This is a genomic window from Alienimonas sp. DA493, assembly GCF_043951915.1.
In the GTDB taxonomy this organism is placed as follows: domain Bacteria; phylum Planctomycetota; class Planctomycetia; order Planctomycetales; family Planctomycetaceae; genus Alienimonas.
Map to the genome: position 1 here is coordinate 17211 of NZ_JBINJD010000041.1, position 18117 is coordinate 35327.

At 69.8% G+C, this 18117-nt stretch carries 15 protein-coding genes; 10 read left to right on the top strand and 5 right to left on the bottom strand.

All coding sequences use genetic code 11. The annotated features are described in order from the left end of the window. Positions 1 to 150: 150 nt before the first annotated feature. Both ACG2DA_RS08575 and ACG2DA_RS08580 read right to left on the bottom strand, forming a co-directional pair. Positions 151 to 1500 (bottom strand): enolase C-terminal domain-like protein, encoded by a 1350-nt coding sequence (locus tag ACG2DA_RS08575; protein WP_395255155.1) that lies wholly within the window; start codon positions 1498 to 1500, stop codon positions 151 to 153. Between the two features lie 24 nt (positions 1501 to 1524). Next, positions 1525 to 2655: a hypothetical protein gene (locus ACG2DA_RS08580; RefSeq protein ID WP_395255156.1), complete on the bottom strand. Its 1131-nt coding sequence runs from the start codon at positions 2653 to 2655 to the stop codon at positions 1525 to 1527. Between the two features lie 86 nt (positions 2656 to 2741). Between ACG2DA_RS08580 and fae the strand changes: the two genes are divergently transcribed. The 5 genes from fae (at position 2742) to ACG2DA_RS08605 (ending at position 9048) form a co-directional block, all read left to right on the top strand. Next, the gene (gene fae / locus ACG2DA_RS08585; protein ID WP_395255157.1) at positions 2742 to 3239 is read left to right on the top strand and encodes a formaldehyde-activating enzyme; all 498 of its coding nucleotides are present in this window, start codon (positions 2742 to 2744) and stop codon (positions 3237 to 3239) included. 111 nt (positions 3240 to 3350) lie between these two features. After that, a complete protein-coding gene (locus tag ACG2DA_RS08590) occupies positions 3351 to 4148 on the top strand; it encodes a methylene-tetrahydromethanopterin dehydrogenase N-terminal domain-containing protein (protein ID WP_395255158.1) in 798 nt (265 codons plus the stop codon). A 142-nt stretch (positions 4149 to 4290) separates the two neighbouring features. After that, on the top strand, positions 4291 to 7377 hold the full coding sequence (locus ACG2DA_RS08595) for a BamA/TamA family outer membrane protein (protein WP_395255159.1): 3087 nt from the start codon (positions 4291 to 4293) through the stop codon (positions 7375 to 7377). 64 nt (positions 7378 to 7441) lie between these two features. Beyond that, entirely contained in the window at positions 7442 to 8092 is a 651-nt protein-coding gene (locus ACG2DA_RS08600) for a DUF447 domain-containing protein (protein ID WP_395255160.1), read from the top strand. Further along, positions 8089 to 9048 carry a hypothetical protein gene (locus ACG2DA_RS08605; RefSeq protein WP_395255161.1) on the top strand — a complete coding sequence of 320 codons (960 nt, stop codon included), beginning with the start codon at positions 8089 to 8091 and terminating at the stop codon, positions 9046 to 9048. Before ACG2DA_RS08600 ends, ACG2DA_RS08605 begins: the two co-directional genes overlap by 4 nt. A gap of 24 nt (positions 9049 to 9072) precedes the next feature. On the opposite strand, the gene ACG2DA_RS08610 is transcribed toward ACG2DA_RS08605, so the two are convergent. Further along, on the bottom strand, positions 9073 to 9537 hold the full coding sequence (locus ACG2DA_RS08610; protein ID WP_395255162.1) for a hypothetical protein: 465 nt from the start codon (positions 9535 to 9537) through the stop codon (positions 9073 to 9075). Positions 9538 to 9568: 31 nt separating this feature from the next. Next, a complete protein-coding gene (gene larC, locus ACG2DA_RS08615; protein ID WP_395255163.1) occupies positions 9569 to 10894 on the bottom strand; it encodes a nickel pincer cofactor biosynthesis protein LarC in 1326 nt (441 codons plus the stop codon). A gap of 108 nt (positions 10895 to 11002) precedes the next feature. Between larC and ACG2DA_RS08620 the strand changes: the two genes are divergently transcribed. Beyond that, a complete protein-coding gene (locus tag ACG2DA_RS08620) occupies positions 11003 to 12322 on the top strand; it encodes an AAA family ATPase (RefSeq protein WP_395255164.1) in 1320 nt (439 codons plus the stop codon). Positions 12323 to 12396: 74 nt separating this feature from the next. Here the strand turns inward: ACG2DA_RS08620 and ACG2DA_RS08625 are convergent, their stop codons facing one another. Then, complete coding sequence (locus ACG2DA_RS08625; protein ID WP_395255165.1) at positions 12397 to 13038, bottom strand: hypothetical protein; 642 nt, start codon at positions 13036 to 13038, stop codon at positions 12397 to 12399. Between the two features lie 98 nt (positions 13039 to 13136). Between ACG2DA_RS08625 and ACG2DA_RS08630 the strand changes: the two genes are divergently transcribed. The 4 genes from ACG2DA_RS08630 (at position 13137) to ACG2DA_RS08645 (ending at position 18101) form a co-directional block, all read left to right on the top strand. Continuing rightward, positions 13137 to 15242, top strand: a complete 2106-nt coding sequence (locus ACG2DA_RS08630) for an FAD-dependent oxidoreductase (RefSeq protein WP_395255166.1) — start codon at positions 13137 to 13139, stop codon at positions 15240 to 15242. A 114-nt stretch (positions 15243 to 15356) separates the two neighbouring features. Further along, positions 15357 to 16424 carry an AAA family ATPase gene (locus tag ACG2DA_RS08635; RefSeq protein ID WP_395255167.1) on the top strand — a complete coding sequence of 356 codons (1068 nt, stop codon included), beginning with the start codon at positions 15357 to 15359 and terminating at the stop codon, positions 16422 to 16424. A 79-nt stretch (positions 16425 to 16503) separates the two neighbouring features. Continuing rightward, the gene (locus ACG2DA_RS08640; RefSeq protein WP_395255168.1) at positions 16504 to 17433 is read left to right on the top strand and encodes a hypothetical protein; all 930 of its coding nucleotides are present in this window, start codon (positions 16504 to 16506) and stop codon (positions 17431 to 17433) included. Positions 17434 to 17747: 314 nt separating this feature from the next. Beyond that, positions 17748 to 18101, top strand: a complete 354-nt coding sequence (locus ACG2DA_RS08645) for a hypothetical protein (RefSeq protein ID WP_395255169.1) — start codon at positions 17748 to 17750, stop codon at positions 18099 to 18101. The last annotated feature ends 16 nt before the right edge of the window (positions 18102 to 18117 follow it).

An 18117-nucleotide genomic window follows, 5' to 3' on the forward strand; every position in this document is an offset into this window, starting at 1 on the left:
GCGAGGGGCGGCGGCCGACGGCCTTCACAGACCGTTCATCTGTCCGACGCATCGTAGCGGTCGCCGGTTCCCGTGAAAGCCGTTGCGTCGATCCGCCCCCATCCCGACCGACCGCCCGGCCGCCGGTTTCTCCCTCCCTCAGTCCGTCGTTCAGCCCGCGAAACCGAGGCCGGGACCGTCCAGTTCCGCGGTGCGAACGACGCCATCGGAGATCTCGAACAGGCCGGGATATTTCGGCGCCCAGGCCGCGTTCGGGGCCGGACAGTACTGGCGGCCGTTGCCCTCGATCGCGGCGACCGTCGGGATGCGGGCGGCGAGGCTGGCGGAGTGCAAAAAGGAGGCCCCCGGGCAGGTCAGATCCTGCACGCAGAGGAACAATCCCAGCTTCTGGGCCGCGGCGCCCATCAGCAGGCTCTCCGTCTGCCCCTTGCAGGCCTTCAGGGCGACGCCGCTGTAGCCGAGATCGACCGCCCGCAACAGGGCGTCGTAGCCGGTCAGCGATTCGTCGATCACCACCGGCTTGATCGCCGCCGCCTCGTGCACGGGGATCGGGTGCTCCTCCAGATCGCGGTGGGTGGGCTGTTCGAGGTACTGAATCCGGTCGAACGCCGCCGGGCTGCCGGCCCGTACCCGGTTGAGGAACTCGACCACGTAGGCGGCGTCCTCGCACTTCTCGTTGAAGTCGCAGGAGTACTGCCACGCGGCGCCCTGCCCCTTCGCCTCGGCGACCGTCCGCTCGACGCGCAGGACGCGGTCCACGTCCCAGTCGAGGTCGTCGCCGGCCAGTTTGATTTTGAAGTGGGTCAGACCGTCGGCGGCGACCCATTCCGCCAACGTTTCGGGTAGGCCGTCGCCGATGGCCTGTTCCACGTCGGCGTCGGTGAGCGGGTCGAGGGCCCCGACGAGGTGATAGAGCGGCATCGTCGGCTTCGGCGCCCGCAGCGTGTACGGCTCCAGCGTCTCCCCGGCGAAGCGCTCATCGAGGTAGGCGGAGAGGTCTTGGTTCAGAAACGCCGGCCCGAGCACGTCGAAGCTGCTGCGGTCGTGCACGCGGCCGACGGCGTCGTGCAGGGCAGCGTCGATCGGCGAGGCGGCGACGAGTTGAGCCAGCGGCGGGACCGGCTCCGACTGCACGCCCTCCGCCCGGAGCGAGCGGGCCGTCTCCTCGTGCGTCTGGAGCAGACGGGTCCCGTGTTCGATCGCGTCGCCGTACACATTGAGACGGCCGAACGCGACGCCGGTCCGCTCGGCGAACGCTTTCATCGCGGACTCCGCCTCGCTGACGGAGACCGCGGCGCTCGGCCAAGCCCAGACGTTGCCGACCGGCATCGAGCCGTGCCCGGTCGCGATTCTGCCGTCCCGCCGCTCCACGGTGACGGCGGCGTTGATGAGGTCGGTGCGGTCCACAACGCGGCCGCCGAACTTCAGCGGGGCGCGGAACGGGACCGGTTCGAACGTCACCTCGCAGGCGACGACGCGGACGTCGTGGGGGTTGCTCATGGGGAGACGAGCATCGGCGACGCTTTAGGCCGGCGCCAGTCGGCCCGTCACCTCCTTGGCCAACGCCGCGATCCGGCGGGCCGTGACGGATGGCCGTCCGTCGCCGGGCGTGAATTCCAGCACGGAGCACACCGGCTCCCCGCGCTTTATCAACGAGCCGGGAGCGGGCACGTCTGCAACACCGTCCAAAAAGGACGTTTTGCGGAGCGGCAATTCAGGCGCCCGGCAGTCGAACGGGGCGAAGACGATCCGTTTGCCGGCGTGGAGATGCGTCGGGGGATCTTCCCGCCCAAAGGGGTTGCGGAGCAGGTCCATGCTCGCGGTGAACCGGGGATTGACCTCGACCACTCGGAGGAACTCCGGCGGGTCGTCGCCGCGGCCGACCGTGGCGGCAAAGTCCACGCTGAACGGCCCCTCCAATTCGAACGCTTCCGCCAAGGCAAACGCCGGTTTCGACATCGGCTCCGACCAGACCGGGACGTTCCAGGCGCTGAGCGAACGAAAAGCGAAGTCTTCGGCGCCGCCGTCAACCGGCGGGTCGAGCCAATCCGTGTGCCCGAGCGGCCTCACCTCTCGCTTCACCCTGACGCCGACTGCGGAACAGTGGTGCAGCGCGTCGATCTCCTTCAGGACATACGGCGGCCGAAAGCCGTCCCGCTCCTGAAAGTAGTGCGGCTCCCGCAGGGTCGGGTGCCCTGCGGCCTTACGGTTCCACACGACGATCCCCCGCCCCCCACAGCTCGCCCGCGGTTTGAGCAGCCACGTCCCGTCGGCCGGCGGCGGGTCGTGTTCCACGCGCACCTCCAATGCCGGCAGACCGGCCTCCCGCAGCACGGTCCGCACCCGCACCGGGTCCCTCACGGCCCGGAGCACGTCGCCCGGGTTCCCCCGCAGCGGGGCGAGGGCGGCGCAGCGGTCGACGAGGTCCGGGCGGTTCTCCAGCGGGCCGGTGTACATCCACGGCACGCCGAGTTCGCCGACGACCCGTTCCACCTGTTCGTCGCTGCCGTCCCATTTGAAGCACGGCTCCGCCACCGCGAGCAGGTCGAGGTCGTTGTACCGGTCCAACGCCGCGACCTTCAGCCCGGCCCGCACGGCGCACCACGCCGCGGCCCGGACGCTGCCGCCGACGATCAGCAGGTCGGGGGTCGCCATGGGAGAATCGCGTCGGGTCGGGTGAAACGAACGGGGCGAGATCGTAGGCTCCGGCCCCGCTCATCCCGTTTTCGAGAGATCGAACCATGTCCCTGCACGTCGGCGAAGCCCTGGTGGGCGAAGGCAACGAAGTCGCCCACATCGACCTGATGATCGGCGACAAGTCCGGCCCCGTCGGGCACGCCTTCGCCAACGCGCTCTCCCGCCAGTCGGCCGGCCACAGCAACCTGCTGGCCGTGCTGGAACCGAATCTGGCGGTCAAACCGGACACCGTCATGGTCACCAAGGTGACCATCAAGGGCGCCAAGCAGGCGGTCCAGATGTTCGGCCCGGCCCAGTACGCCGTCGCCAAGGCCGTCGCCGACTGCGTCGCCGACGGGACGATCCCGGAGGATCAGGCTGAAACGCTGTGCATCGTCTGCGGCGTGTTCATCCACTGGGAAGCGGACGACGACAAGAAGATCTACGAATACAACTACGAGGCCACCAAGCTCGCCGTGCAGCGGGCGATGAAGCAGGAGCCGAAGGCGGCCGAAGTGACCTCCAAGAAGGATTCCGCCAAGCACCCGTTCTCCGGCGTGTGACGCTCTCTGATGTGTGGGGTCCGCTCTGCGGACCGGTGAGAGCGCCCGCAGCCCGCCGAAGATCGACCGCGCAACTGAACGGTCCGCGGAGCGGACCCTACGGAGTCCGTCGTGAAGAGAATCCTGCTCCACCTCGACGCGGACGCCCAGCCGTCCGCGTTCGATCGGATCGTCGCCCTCGACGCCGGGGCGGACGAGGTTCTGTCCTACGGCGGCGTCACGCCGGACGGCGCCGTCGCCCTGACGCACGGGGCGATCTTCACCCGCGGGCCGGAGGATCTGAAGCACACGGCGATCTTCGTCGGCGGGTCGGACGCGGAGCGGGCGGAGGCGATCGCCGAAGCCGTCCGCGGGGCCTTCTTCGGGCCGCTGCGGGTCAGCGTCCTGCGCGACCCGAACGGGGCCAACACCACCGCGGCGGCCGCCGTCCTCTCCGTGCTCGCCGACGACGGGTTCGACGGCCCGGCGGCCGTGCTGGGCCTGGGGCCGGTCGGCGGCCGCGTCGCGGCGCTGTTGAAGGAACGGGACGTCGCCGTCCGCACCTACGACCCGGACGAGCGCCGGCAGGGGGCCGCGGAGAGCGTCGCCGACGCGATCGCCGGCGCCGCGGCCGTCTTCGCCTGCGGACCGGCCGGGGTCGAGGTCGCGTCGCTGCCGGAATTGGCCGCGGCCGGCGTCCGGGTCGCCGTCGACCTCAATGCCGTGCCCCCCGCGGGGGTGACGGGGATCGAATCGCACGACCGGGCGGAGGACCGCGACGGCGTCCGCTGTTACGGGGCGCTGGCGGTCGGCGGGCTGAAGATGAAGATCCACAGGGCGGCCGTCGCGGCCCTGTTCGAGGCGAACGATCGGGACCTCGGGGCCGCGGAGGCGCTGGCGATCGGCGAAGGCCTGTCGCGCGCGAAGTGAATTCTCGGGACGGTCCGGGTTGGAGAAGACGGGGGGCCGCTGCTATGTCCCCGCATTCCGGCGTTCGTGCCCCGTTTTCCGGGGGGCGATTGCGCCGGCGCCCGAACGAGTCGGGCGTCATTGCCGCCCAAGGACGTCGCCCATGTCGCCACCGCCCCGCCGACGCGTCCCGGCCGCGCCGCTGGTCTGTCTTGCCACGGCGATCCTTGCTCTGTTGCCGGTCGCGGGGCTGCGCGCCCAGAGCGCCGCTCCGGACGAGCCGATCGTCGCCGTGCGGGTCGAGGGGAACGAAACGATCCCCGCGGCGGTGATTTTGCAGCGGATCTCGATCAAAAGCGGCCGGACCGTCACCAATCACGAGGTGCTGGACGACATCCGCAGCCTCTACGAGACGAAGTGGTTCAGCCGCGTCCAGCGCGAGTTCCGGCGGACCGACGCCGGACTGGAGCTGGTGTTCCTCGTCAAGGAACTGCCGCAGGTCGCCTCCGTGACCTACCAGGGCAACGATAAGAAATCCGACGAGCAGCTCTCCCGCGTGACCGGCCTCGAACCGGGCAGCCCGTACCGGGTGATGTTCAACCGCGACGCCGCGGAGCAGATCCGCCGCTACTACGTCGACGAGGGCTTCCGCCACGCCAAGGTCACGCTGGTGAAGGGCGATTCGGAGTCCGACCGCGACGTCGTGTTCCAGATCGAAGAGGGGCCGAAAGTCCGGGTGGCGAAGGTCTCATTCGAGGGCAACCGCGACTTCTCCGACGCGGTGCTCAAACGGGGGCTGGAGACGAAAACGAAGCTGCTCGGGATGGTCCCGCTCTTCGGGCTGTTCGACCCGACCACCGTCCCGCGGGACGAGGCGGCGATCACCGACTACTACCGCGACTTGGGCTACTTCGACGTGAAGGTGACCGCGGAGGTCGCCGAGAGCGAGGACCGCTCCGAGATCTACGTCACCTTCCATGTGGAGGAAGGCCCGCGCTACCGCGTGCGGAACGTCAATCTGGAGGGGAACGAGAAGCTCCCCGACGCGGCCCTGCTCTCCGACCCGGCCCTGCGGCCCGGCGACTACTACAACGCCCGCTTCCTGCAAAAGGACCGGGCGGAGATGGAGAAGCTCTACGGGGAAGAGGGCCGGCTGTTCACCAAGATCCTGCCGGTGCCGGAGTTCCTCGAGGAGGAGCCGGGCGTCATTGATCTGACCTATCAGATCCAGGAGGACAAGGTCCGGTACATCCGCCACATCAACGTGGAGATCGTCGGCGACCACCCGCATACCCAGCGGAACCTGGTGCTCAACCAGATGATGGTCAGCCCAGGCGAGCGGGCGGACCCGGCGCTGATCCGCAAGAGCAAAGACCGCGTGGGCGGCTCGCCGGTCTTTGGGCACGACGTGGAGGTTTCCATCTCCCCGGTCGAGGAGAACGACAACCGCATCCTGCCGGCCAGCGACATCCGCGGGCAGAGCCCCGAAGCGCCCGCCGCCCGGCGGCCGACCGGGTACGCCCCGGCGACCTCCCGCCGCGATCTGCCGGCCCAGAAGGCCGCGGGGAACGCCGGTCGTAGCGCCGCATTGCCGCCGCGGCCGGCGCCGCTGAACGCGCAGGTGCGGCGGACGGCGTCGCTGCGTCCGCTGTCGGAGCCCACGCTGGACGACGCGTCGCTCGCCGCCGGGTTCGGGGCGACGGCGGCGCCGCCCACGCCGGAGACCGATCCGGCCGGTTGGGTCGCTCAACAGAACCTGTTCGAACTCTCGGTTCACCCGCGGACGACCGCGGAGCCGCAACGGACTGCGCCGCAACTGCTCCCGCCGGCGTGGGTGCCGACGATGCCGACCTTCGACGGTCCCGCGGAGGTGCCCTTCGCCCAGATCACGCCGCGGATGAAGAGCCCGGAGGAGAACGGATTCGTCACGCCGGTCTACCGCGCCCAGAGCCCGGAACCGCCCGCCGCGGGCGGCGGCTGGGAGCCGGGGCCGGTCGTCGAGCCGGTCTCGCCGGGCCCGGTCGTCACCGCCGAGGGCGAGTACAACCCCTTCCGCACGATCCAGCAGACCGGCGGCGACCTCGGGCCGGGCGTCTCCAGCCCCCTGCTCCCGCAGAGCCCCAACGGCGGACCGTTCCAGGGCCCGTTTAACGAACCGCCGCCCTTCCAGGAGCCGCCGGGCTTCGTGGACATCGACGTGCGGGCCCGTGAGGAACGCACCGGCCGGTTCATGGTCGGCGCCGCGGTGAACAGCTCCAGCGGCCTGGTCGGTCAGGTCACGCTGCAGGAGGACAATTTCGACATCTGGAACTTCCCCCGCAGCTTTCAGGAGCTCCGCAACGGTACCGCCTTCCGCGGCCGCGGCCAACGGCTGCGGATCGAAGCGGTGCCCGGCGCCCAGGTCAGTCGCTACCTTATCAGCCTGACGGACCCCTACTTCCTCGACAGCCTCTACAGCGTCGGCGTCAGCGGGTTCTACTACAGCCGGTTTTACGACGAGTGGGACGAGCAGCGGCTCGGCGGCCGCCTGACGGTCGGCCGGCAGCTCACGCCGTTCTGGAGCGTCGTCGGCAGCAGCCGGCTGGAAGAAGTGAAGATCTTCAACCCCGCCTTCCCCACCCCGCCGAAGCTGGCGGAGGCGGTCGGCGACAACACCCTGTTCACGCTCGGCGCCAGCCTGAAGTACGACAGCCGGAACCGGGCGATCCTGCCCAGCGAGGGCATGTTCGCGGAGTTCGGCTACACGCAGGGGTTGGGCGACTTCACCTACCCCCGCTTCGACGCCGAAGCCGCCCGCTACTGGCTGCTGAACGAACGTCCCGACGGCACCGGCCAGCACGTGCTGAGCCTCAACGGCAGCGTCGGCGTCGCCGGCGACGACATGCCCATTTTTGAGAATTACTACCTCGGCGGGTTCCAGACGCTCCGCGGCTTCGACTTCCGCGGCGTCAGCCCGTTGCAGAACGGCGTGCGGGTCGGCGGCCGGTTCAGCACCTTCGGCAGCCTGCAGTACCGCTTCCCGATTCTCGTGAACGACGCCCTGCAGGGGGTTGTCTTCACCGACTTCGGGACGGTCAACGACGACGTCAGCCTGGACGACTTCCGGGCCTCCGTCGGCGCCGGCGTCCGGGTCAGCCTGCCGCAGGCCTTCGGCCCGGCCCCGCTGGCCTTCGACTTCGCCGTCCCCGTCGCCGGTCCGGACTTCGACGACGAGCAGCTGTTCAGCTTCAACATCGGCGTGACCCGCTGACCGCGCGGGGTCCCTTTCGAGGGGTTCGCTTTCAATCGGCGCCCTCCGCGGGCACGCTTCGGGCGTGATCGTGGAAGGACTGGCGACGACCGTCGACGCGCGAGGCCGGGCGAACCTGGCCCCGCTGGGGGCGCTCTGGCCGGACGACCGCGGCGACCGCGGCGGAGACCGCTTCACCCTCCGTCCGTTCTCCGGCTCGACCACCTGCGCGAACCTGCTGGCGACGCGGCGGGGCGTGTGGCACGTGACCGACGACGCGGCGCTGATCGTGCGGGCGGCCCTCGGCGCCGCCGACGCCCCCACCGAGCCGCTGCCCGACGGGCGGGGCGTCCGGCTGGTCGATTGCTGCCGGTGGCTGGACTTCGACGTGACGGCGACGGTCGGCCCGGACGCTCGTGGGCTCTACGAACTGACGGCGAACGTGAGACGCCGCGGTCGGGTACGGGAGGGGGCGGGGTTGAACCGAGCGGCGTTCGCCCTCGTTGAGGGGGCGATCCTCGCCACCCGCACCTTCCTGATCCCGCGGGCGGAGCTCCGGCGTCGCCTTGCCGACCTCGCCCCGCTCGTGGAGAAGACCGGCTCCCCCCGCGACGCCGCCGCCTGGAGCGAACTCGCCGCGGAGATCGCCCGCCGCCCCGCCGCCGACGAGAAGAACGCGGAGTCGGCGGCCCCCGAGCCCGCCGGCCGGCCTCGCCGCCCCGCCCCCCGCCGATGACGCAGTTCGCCCGCCAATCCGTCACGGTGACCGCCGGGGCCCGGCTGCACTTCGGTCTGTGCGCCCTGGCGCCGGAGTGGAGCGGCGCCGGCGTAACGGTCGAGGCCCCGGTCACGCGGGTCACGATCGCCGCGACCGACGGTCCCGCAGAGTTCGTCGCCCCGGAGGGGGAGGAAGAGCGCCTGCGAGCCGCCGTGCGGGCGATCGCCGGCGACGCGCCGGTGCGGGCGGAACTGCTCGCCTGTCCGCCGGCCCACTCCGGACTCGGCTCCGGCACGCAGATCGCCTTGGCCGCGGCGACGGCGACGGCCCGCCTGTTGGGCGAGCCGGACCCGGTCGCCGGGCCGCTGTTCGAGCAGCTGGGCCGGGCAAACCGCAGCCGGCTGGGGGCCGCGGGGTTCCTCTCCGGCGGGATGCTGTTGGACCCGCTGGGGGCGATCGGGGCGGCCCAGGGCACGGCGGTCCGCTGCGTGCAACTGCCCGCCGAGTGGCGCTGGGTGATCGTCCTGCCCGCCGAGGGCGGCGGGGTGAGCGGCGAGGAGGAGGCGGCCGCTCTCCGCAGAATGCCGCCGATGTCCCGGCCCTTCAGCGGGGGGCTGCGACGGATGATTCTCCAGAGTCTCCCGCTCGCCGCCGGCCTCGGCGAGCGCCCGCCGAACGCCGTGCTGTTCGCCCGCATCCTCGGCGACTACGGCATGCGGGTGGGAAAGCACTTCGCCTCGTTGCAGGGCGGCGTGTTCGTCTCCCCGGCGGTGCGGGAGTGGGCCGCGGACCGCAAGGACCGCAACCTGCCCCCGCCGGCCCAGTCCAGTTGGGGCCCGGCGGCGTGCAGCGTGTTCGGCTCCGCCGAGCTGGCCGAGGCCGAGGCCCGCCGCGTGCGGTCCCTGCTGGGCGACGCGGTGACGGTGCTCGTCACCGCCACCCGCAACCGCGGCGCGGACTTCAAGGAACGGTGAGAGCCGCCCCGGCGCCGCGACCGGTCAGGCCGCCCGCTCCCGTTCCCCCTCGCCGTCGCGGCTGAGAATCACGTCGATCTGCCGGTCGTCGTAGCCGGCCTGCCGGAGATGCCGGCGGACCCGCTCCTCCCCGATCGGCAGCGTGACCGGGGCGTCCGCGTCCTCCGGCGGCAAACCGACGACCCGCAGCCGTTCCGCGGCGGTCTCGGCCCGTTCGGCGAGGGCGCTCAGCTCTGCCGCCCGCGTGTTCAGCGAGGCCTCCGCGGCCCGGCCGGCGTCGTGCAGGCGGAGCTCCCACTCCCCGGCGGACTCCCGCACCGCCTCTCGCACCGCGACGCCCGGGTCGGACGGGGCGGCGGCCTTTCTCGGCGCCGTCGTTTTCAGGCGGTAGCGGCGGAGCAGCGTGACCGTCAGCACCGCGATGCCCAGCGGCGCCAGCAAGCTGGCCGGATCGATCGCCAACGGGGGGAGCGGCGGCGGGACGAGCATGAGCCGTGTTCTGCCGGGAGCCGGGAGGAGGTCAGCCGTGCGAGTGATCGTGGCTGTGGTCGTGGTCGTGTCCGCCGCCGTGATCGTGTCCATGACTGTGGTCATGGTCGTGCCCGTGGCTGTGATCGTGGCCGGAACCGTGATCGTGCCCGTGCCCCGGGGCGGCGGCGGGCGACGGCGGGGGAGTCGTGAGGAAGGTCGCCTCCGCCGCCCGGTACACGTCACGCAGGGGGACGCGGCGGTCGGCGGCGATCTTCGCACAGGCGTCGAATTCCGGCGAGAACAGTTCCCCCCCGCCCGGCTTCGGCCCGACTTTGCCCTGCACCGGGCCGAACGCCGTCTCGACCGTCGCCTCCCGCCGCGGCCGCGTGGTGCGGTCCAGCAGCCGGCGCCGCACGCCGAAGGTGGCCGTCTCCGCGAACAGCACCCCCTCGCAGGCCTCCCGCTTCCCCGGCGGGCAGAGGACGCTCAGCACGACTCCGCTGCGGCCCTTCTTCATCGTCGCCGGCAGGGCGAACACGTCGACGGCCCCGGCCTCGAACAGTTTGGAACTGGCGTGGGCGATCGTCTCCGGCGTTTCGTCGTCGAGGTTCGTCTCCAGCAGGAACACGCGGTCGGCGCCGAACCCGCGGGGGGCGTCGTCCGCCGTGCCGACAAAGAGCCGCAGCAGATTCGCCCGGTCCGGCAAATCGAGATCGCCCGCCCCGAGGCCGACCTCGTGCACGGTCATCGCCGGCAGATCGCCGAAGCCGTCCGCCAGCACCGAGACGATCGCCGCCCCAGTGGGAGTGGTCAGTTCGGCGTCGACCGGCACGGCGTCCAACGGCACGCCTTTGAGCAGTTCCGCCGTCGCCGGGGCCGGCACCGGGCAGACGCCGTGGGCGATCTTCACCCGCCCCCGGCCCGTCGGCACCGGGGAGCAGGTCACGCGGTCCGCCCCCAGCAGGTCGAACCCCACCGCGCAGCCGACCACGTCGACGATCGAGTCGACCGCCCCCACCTCATGGAAGTGAATCGCCTCCGGCGTGCTGCCGTGCACGCGGGCCTCGGCGACGGCGATCGCGTGGAACAGCCGGTCGGCGAGGTCGCGGGCGGTCGGAGTGAGGTCGCCCCGGTCGAGGATCGCGGCGATCTCCCTCAGCCCTCGGTGGGCGTGCTGCGGGGGGTGCGTGACCCGCACGTTCTTCGCCCGGAACCCGAACTTCACCACGTCCTCGCAGTGAAGTTCGACCCCCTCCAGCCCGAGCGAAGCGATGGCGGCCCGCACCGCCGCCTCGTCCACGCCGGCGTCCAGCAGGGCGGCGAGGGTCATGTCGCCGGCGATGCCGGTGGGGAGGTCGAGGTGAGCGAGCTTCATGGCGGTTCGTCCGGGGGCGGGCCGCCAAGGGTGATCGGCGCCGCCGAAACCGCAAGCCGACCGGCCCGCCGCGACCTAAGTTCGAAGGTCGCCCCCGGAGACCCGCCCGTGCCCGCCGCCCTCGAACCGCCGCCCGCCGTCCCCCCGGAACCGGCGACGGAACTGCCCGCCGGATTCTTCCCGACACATCCGGAGAGCCTGGAGGAGACCGGCCTGCCGCTGCCGGAGATCGAGGCGCTGGTCCTCAAGATTCTGCTGAATCGCGGTCCGACCAGCGGCCGCGACGTCGCCCGGCAAATCCGCCTGCCGGGCGGGCTCGTCGCCGGGTATCTGCGGGATCTGAAGAAGGCGAACCTCGTCACCTACCGCCGCAACGCCGGGCCGGACGACTACCTGCACGAACTGACCGAGCCCGGCCTGGAGCGGGCCTCCCGGGCCCACGACCGTTCCCGTTACGACGGCTGCGCCCCGGCCCCGCTGGAGCAGTACGTCGCCAGCGTTGCGGCCCAGTCGCTCCGCAATCAGACGATCCGCCGGGACCGCCTGCGGGCGGCGCTGACCGGATTGCAGGTCTCCGCGGAGACCTTCGGCCAACTCGGCGCCGCTCTCGGCAGCGTGGGGGCGCTGTTCCTCTACGGCGACCCGGGCAACGGCAAGACGACGATCGCGGAACGCCTCACCCGGGTCTACGACGAGGAACTGTGGATCCCGCGGGCCGTCCGGATCGGCGGGGAGACGGTCCGCCTGTACGACCCCGCGGTGCACGAGGAACTGCCGGCCCCGGAGGAGGACGCGGCGGACGACGGCCCCCCGCATGACGACCGCTGGGTTCGCGTCCGCCGGCCCACGGTGGCGGTCGGCGGCGAACTGACGATGGAGCACCTCGAGTTGTCGATGAATACGGTCAGCGGGGTGATGGAGGCTCCCGTTCAACTCAAGGCGAACGGCGGCACGCTGGTGGTGGACGATTTCGGCCGGCAGCGCATCCCCCCGGACGAGTTGCTGAACCGCTGGATCGTCCCGCTGGAACGCGGCTACGACTTCCTCAACACCCCCGGCGGGAAGAAGGCGAAGGTCCCGTTCGATCTGCTGACCGTGTTCGCCACGAACCTGCGGCCGGCGGATCTGGTCGACGAGGCGTTCCTCCGCCGCATCCCGTTCAAGGTGCGGGTTGGCGACCCGTCGCCGGAGGAGTTCCGGGCGATCCTGCACGCCCTGGCCCCGACGATGGACCTCAGGCTGGAGGCCGGCGCCGCGGAGGCGTTGGTGACGGAAGGCTTCCTCAACGTCGATCGCCCGATGCGGTTCTGCCACCCGCGCGATCTGCTCCTCCAGGTGAAGCGCCGGGCGGCGTTCGAGGGCCTGCCGCCGGTCGCCACCGCGGAGGCGTTCGCCGTCGCCGTACGGAACTACTTCGCCGATCTGTGAGGGGGTGAAATTCCAAGAGACAAGAAATCAAGAACCATGGCTCTGAGGATCGGCTTTGGTTCTTAAATTCTTGGTTATTGGTCTTTCCGCCCCGCGGCCCCCTGCTGACGGGCGAGTTCCAGCACGGAGAGCTTCTTCGCCGGCTTCGCCTCGCTCGGCGGTTCGGCCGGCGGTTCGGCCGGCGACGCTGGGTCGGCGGGCGTGCTCTGCCCCGCGGCGCCCTGCTGCCGGGCCAACTCTAACACGGACATCTTCTTTCCGCCTGCCGATTTCGCCGGCGGCTTGGAGGCTGCGTCCGACTCCTCGGGGACGCCCGTGCCGGCGGCGCCCTGCTGGCGGGCCAGTTCGAGCACGGACAGCTTCTTGCCGCCTTCCGCTTTCGCCGCGGCGGGGGTTTGCGGCCGCATCTTCGCGGGGGGCTTCTCCAGCGCCCCGGGGGCCGGTTCGCCCTGCGGCTCCTCGCCGACGGCGGCCCGCACCGGCGGGGGCGTGTCCGCGGTTTCCGGCGCCGGCTCCAGGGCGGCTGGGTCGAGGTCGAACCAGGTCTCGTCCGCCCCGTCGAATTGCACCAGGGCCCGGCCGTTCATGTTGACCGTCCGCACCCGCCCGGTGCGGCCCCGGAACCGGGCCAGCGGCCCCACGGCCGCCGCCGACCGCACCGCGACGGCGCGGCCGGTCCAACGGGCTTTCAGTTCCTCCGGCCGGGCGTCCCACATGGGCCGCAGTGTCCGCTCGGGGCCGGAAATCGCAACGGTGGCGGAAGACCGGTCGGATCGGCCATGATCGACGCGTTCTCGCCCGAAAAGGTTCATCCATGCTCACGCCTGCGTTTCTCATCGCCGCCCTCGTCGCTCCGGCCGCGCCGCCGGACCCCGTGCAGGCGGACTACGAGGCGGACGTGGTGATCTACGGCGCCACCAGCGGCGGCATCGCCGCCGCGGTGCAGGTCCGCCGGATGGACCAGTCCGTCCTGCTGATCGAACCCTCCTCCCACCTCGGCGGCCTGACGACCGGCGGACTGGGAGCCACGGACATCGGCAACAAAGCGGCGATCGGCGGGATCTCCCGCGAGTTCTACACCGCCGTCGGCGAGCACTACGCCCACCGCGAGAACTGGAACTATCAGAAGCCCGAGCAGTACGACAGCCGCCGCGGTGAGGTGAAGCTCGACCCGGAGAACCCGGAGCCGTTCTGGACGTTCGAGCCCCACGTGGCGATGAACATCTACGAAAAATGGCTCCAGGAAGTCGGCGTCGAACCGATGATGGAGAGCCCGCTGGACCGCGGCGAGGGCGGCGTGACGATGAAGGACGGCCGCATCGTCCAGATTCGCCTCAAGGACGGCAGCACGGTCCGCGGCGACGTCTTCATCGACGCCACCTACGAGGGCGACCTGATGGCCGCCGCCGGCGTGAGCTACCACGTCGGCCGCGAGGCGGAGTCCGTCTACGGCGAGAGCTACAACGGCGTGCGCCCGGCCCTGAACTACAAGAACCACCGCTTCGTCAAGCCGGTCGACCCGTACGTCACCCCCGGCGATCCCTCCTCCGGCGTCCTCCCGCAGGTGCGGTCTGAACCGCTGCCGCCCTCCGGGTCCGGCGACGACGGCGTGCAGGCCTACTGCTTCCGTCTGTGCGCCACGGACGTCGCCTCCAACCGCATCCCCTGGCCCAAGCCGGAGGGGTACGACGAGAGCCTCTACGAACTGCTCTTCCGCAACTTCGAGGCCGGCGACCTCCGCAAGCCGTGGAACCCGGTGATGATGCCGAACCGCAAGACGGATTCGAACAACAATCACGCCGTCTCCACCGACTGGATCGGCCAGAACCACGACTATCCCGAGGCTTCCGACGAGGAGCGGGCGGAAATCGTCGCCGCCCACGAGAACTACCAGAAGGGCCTGATGTGGTCCCTGGCGAACCACCCCCGCGTGCCGGCGGAGGTCCGCAACTACTTCTCCCAGTGGGGCCTGCCGAAGGACGAGTTCGAGGCGACCGGGGGCTGGCCACCGCAACTCTACATCCGCGAAGCCCGCCGCATGATCGGGCAGCGGGTGATGACCCAGGCCGACTGCCTCAGCGAAGACGTGGCCGAGGACCCCGTCGGCCTGGCCGCCTACACGATGGACTCACACAACGTCTGGCGATACATCGACGAGAACGGCCACGTGCAGAACGAGGGCGACGTCCAGCAGGGCGGCTTCCCGCCCTACCCGATCGGTTACGGCTCGATCGTGCCGAAGAAGGAACAGGCCACGAACCTGCTGGTCCCGGTGGCGATGTCCGCCTCGCACATCGCCTACGGCTCGATCCGCATGGAGCCGGTCTTCATGGTCCTCGGCCAAAGCGCCGCGACCGCTGCGGTGATGGCCGCGGAGAAAGACATCCCGGTGCAGGACGTCGATTACGCCGCCCTGCGGGAACGCCTGCTGGCCGACGGGCAGATTCTCGAATGGACCGGCGGCGGCTGGCGTCGGGCCGAGCGGGTGGCCTCCAAGTCGCTCGACGGCGTCGTCGCGGACGACGAGGACGCGACCTTCACCGGCGAGTGGGACCGCAGCGTCTCGATCGGTCCCTTCGTCGACCGCGGCTACCGGGCCGTCGAGTGGGACGGCAACGGCGAGCCGCCCAGCGCCACCTTCACCCTGAAGGTCCCGCAGGAGGGACAATACGTGCTGCGGGTCGGCGCCCCGCCGCACACGAACCGGACCCGCTCCGCCTTCATCACCGTGGACGACGGCACGCAGCGGGAGACGGCCGGCACCGCGATCGACCAAACCGCCGAGGGCGGCGAGGGCGCCTGGCGGACCTTGGACGGCATCACGGTGAAGCCGGGTTCGACGGTCACGGTCCGCCTGGAAGCCGGGCGGAAGGGCTACACGATCGCCGACGCCGTCTGGCTCGCCCCGGTCGGCGACTGACGGCGAATCAGCGGACAGCGACGACGCATCGACGCGGCGGGGACTGGCGAAGCCGGTTCCCGCCGCCAATGCTGTGAGGCCCCGCGTTCCGTCCCGCCGCCCCGAGCCGCCCGCATGACCGCCCCGGACATCCAGCTGCAAGACGACCCCGACCGCGCCGTCGAACGGGTGGGCGCGGCCTTCAACGACATCAAGGCCCAGATCGGCCGGGTGATCGTCGGGCAGGAGGAGGTCGTCGATCAGCTGCTGATCGCCCTGTTCAGCCGCGGGCACTGCCTGCTCGAAGGGGTGCCGGGGCTGGCGAAAACGCTGATGATCTCCACGCTGGCGCGGACGCTCTCGATGAGCTTCGCCCGCATCCAGTTCACGCCGGACCTAATGCCGGCCGACATCACCGGCACGGACGTGCTCCAGCAGAACCGGGAGACCGGCGACCGGGAGTTCCGCTTCCTCAACGGCCCGCTGTTCCACAACGTGGTGCTGGCGGACGAGATCAACCGGACGCCGCCCAAGACCCAGGCGGCCCTGCTGGAAGCGATGCAGGAACGGCAGGTGTCGGTTGGTCAAAGCCGGCACGCCCTGCCGGACCCGTTCTTCGTGCTGGCGACCCAGAACCCGATCGAGCAGGAAGGCACCTACCTGCTGCCGGAGGCCCAGCAGGACCGGTTCATGTTCAAGGTGTTCGTCGGCTACCCGACGTTCGAGGAAGAAAAGCAGATCGCCAAGGCGACCACCGGCGTGACCGCCGACGAGATCGACCCGGTCCTCTCCGGACCGGAGATCGTCGAGCTACAGAAGCTCGTCCGCCAGGTCCCGGCGAGCGATCACGTGATCGAATACGCCCTCGCCCTGGTCCGCCAGACCCGCATCACCGAGCCGGGCGCCCCGGACTTCGCCAAGGAATGGCTCAGCTGGGGCGCCGGCCCCCGGGCCGTGCAGATGCTGTTGCTCGGCGGCAAAGCGAAGGCCCTGCTCGCCGGCCGCACGCACGTGTCGACGGAGGACGTCGCCTCCCTCGCCGCCCCGGTGCTGCGGCACCGCATCGTCTGCAACTTCGCCGCCGAATCCGACGGCGTCACCACCGACCGCGTCATCGCCAAATTGGTCGAAGAAACCCCGCAGGCCGAAGGCAAACTGACCAGCGACCCGCGGTTCGCGGGGGTGTTTCAGCGGGCGGCGTGAACCTCAGATGCGTTAGCACTGTCGTGTTGCTCAGAGGCTAGAGAACAAGCGGCTCACGGCATTAAGAGGAACCGGCAAAGTGGATACTCAATCACCGACCCGGCATCGTGAACCTTCGCCGGTTCGCGAGAGGTTTATGAGGTTCCAAGAGTCGATGGCAGCAGCCAGGATTCTCACGAAGATAGGCAGCATCGGACTTCGAGACCTTCCGGGCTCGCTCCCAGAAACGGAGCGAGAAGAAGTCGCCATTGCGTGGTCCGAGCATTATCGAGAGATCAAGACGAACGGCCTGCCTTGGATAGAAATAAAAGAAGGGCACTGGGTCGCGAGACCAACCGTCGAAGAAAAAAGCGAACTAGGGATCGCCAATGACGTTTGGTTCATCATGGAGCGACTGAAGCAGGCCGGAGAGGATCACTCCCTGCTCAGGATGCCCTTCGAACAATGCCTAATCGTGTGCTTTGCTCAGTTCGACGCCCTATTAGGGGATTTAGTCCGAGCCGTCGCCGAACAACAACCAAACATTCTCGCATTGGCACGAACCACATCGTGGAATGATATCGTGCGAGCGGGCAGCTACGACAACGTCCTCACGCACTTCGCAGAAGAGCTTGCCGACGAATTCTCGCGAGGCGACATCCGAAGCAAACTGGACAACTTCAAGAAAAGGTTTGGCATTGAGATCACGCCCGGCCCCAATACCATGCGAAACCTACTTATCGCCGAGCAGGCTCGCAATGCGTTCACTCACACCGGCGGGAAGATCACCAAAGGTCAACTCGCAAAGTGCGAACTGCCTAATGGCCAGCCGGGCCAACAGATATATCTAGATCATCAATTCTGTGTCGGCCTCACCCGTGCCCTCGCCGATCTGGCCTTGAACATGGTTGTTAGACTCGAGCAGAAGTTTTGGAAACTAACCCATGACAGCTACGGTGAAGTCGATCTTGAACTTCCTGTGATGCCCAAGGGGACACAGCACTCTTCAGAAACCACGTTGGACCGATAACCTGACCGAGTAGCATGTCTTCACCCTTGGTGCCGCCTCCTCGAAACGAGGCGAAGGTATGCGACCCTGGACACCACATAATCAGTGTTGTGTGATCGCTCGTCCAAGCTTTCAACGCAGTTCTTCTGGGGCACCCATTCCGTTCCTTCCGCAACCACGAGAGGTTGAGAGCACGTCGCGACGCCCCCGGCATTCGTCCCATGCCGGCGTGCGGCAATCGCTTCTGACAGGGTCCGGCCGGCGTCGCTGCAATGCGAAGCGTCCGGCCCGCGTTCGGCGGGTCGTCCCTTCCGCATTCGAACAGACGCTCAGCGATGGCGACCGCCTCCACGTTTCACACCGACGAAGACCTTTCCGCCTGGGAACGCGTGAAGAAAGCGTTCGCCAACGACTGGGAGCAGACGAAGGCCGACTTCGGCTCCGACAGCGCCCGCGACATGGATCAGGACGTCGACGACACCGTCAAGCAGGCCGTCGGCTCCGACGACGCCTTCGAGAACCGCGAGCAGGCGTTCCGCTTCGGCCACACCGCGAACCGGCGGTACACCTCGACCTATCCCTCCTGGAACGACGACCTCGACGCCAAGCTGCGCGACGAATACGAGGGCGACTACGACGCCGACCGCCGCTACATCCGCCACGCCTACGAGTACGACTACAACTCCTGAGCACCCCCCGCCCCGC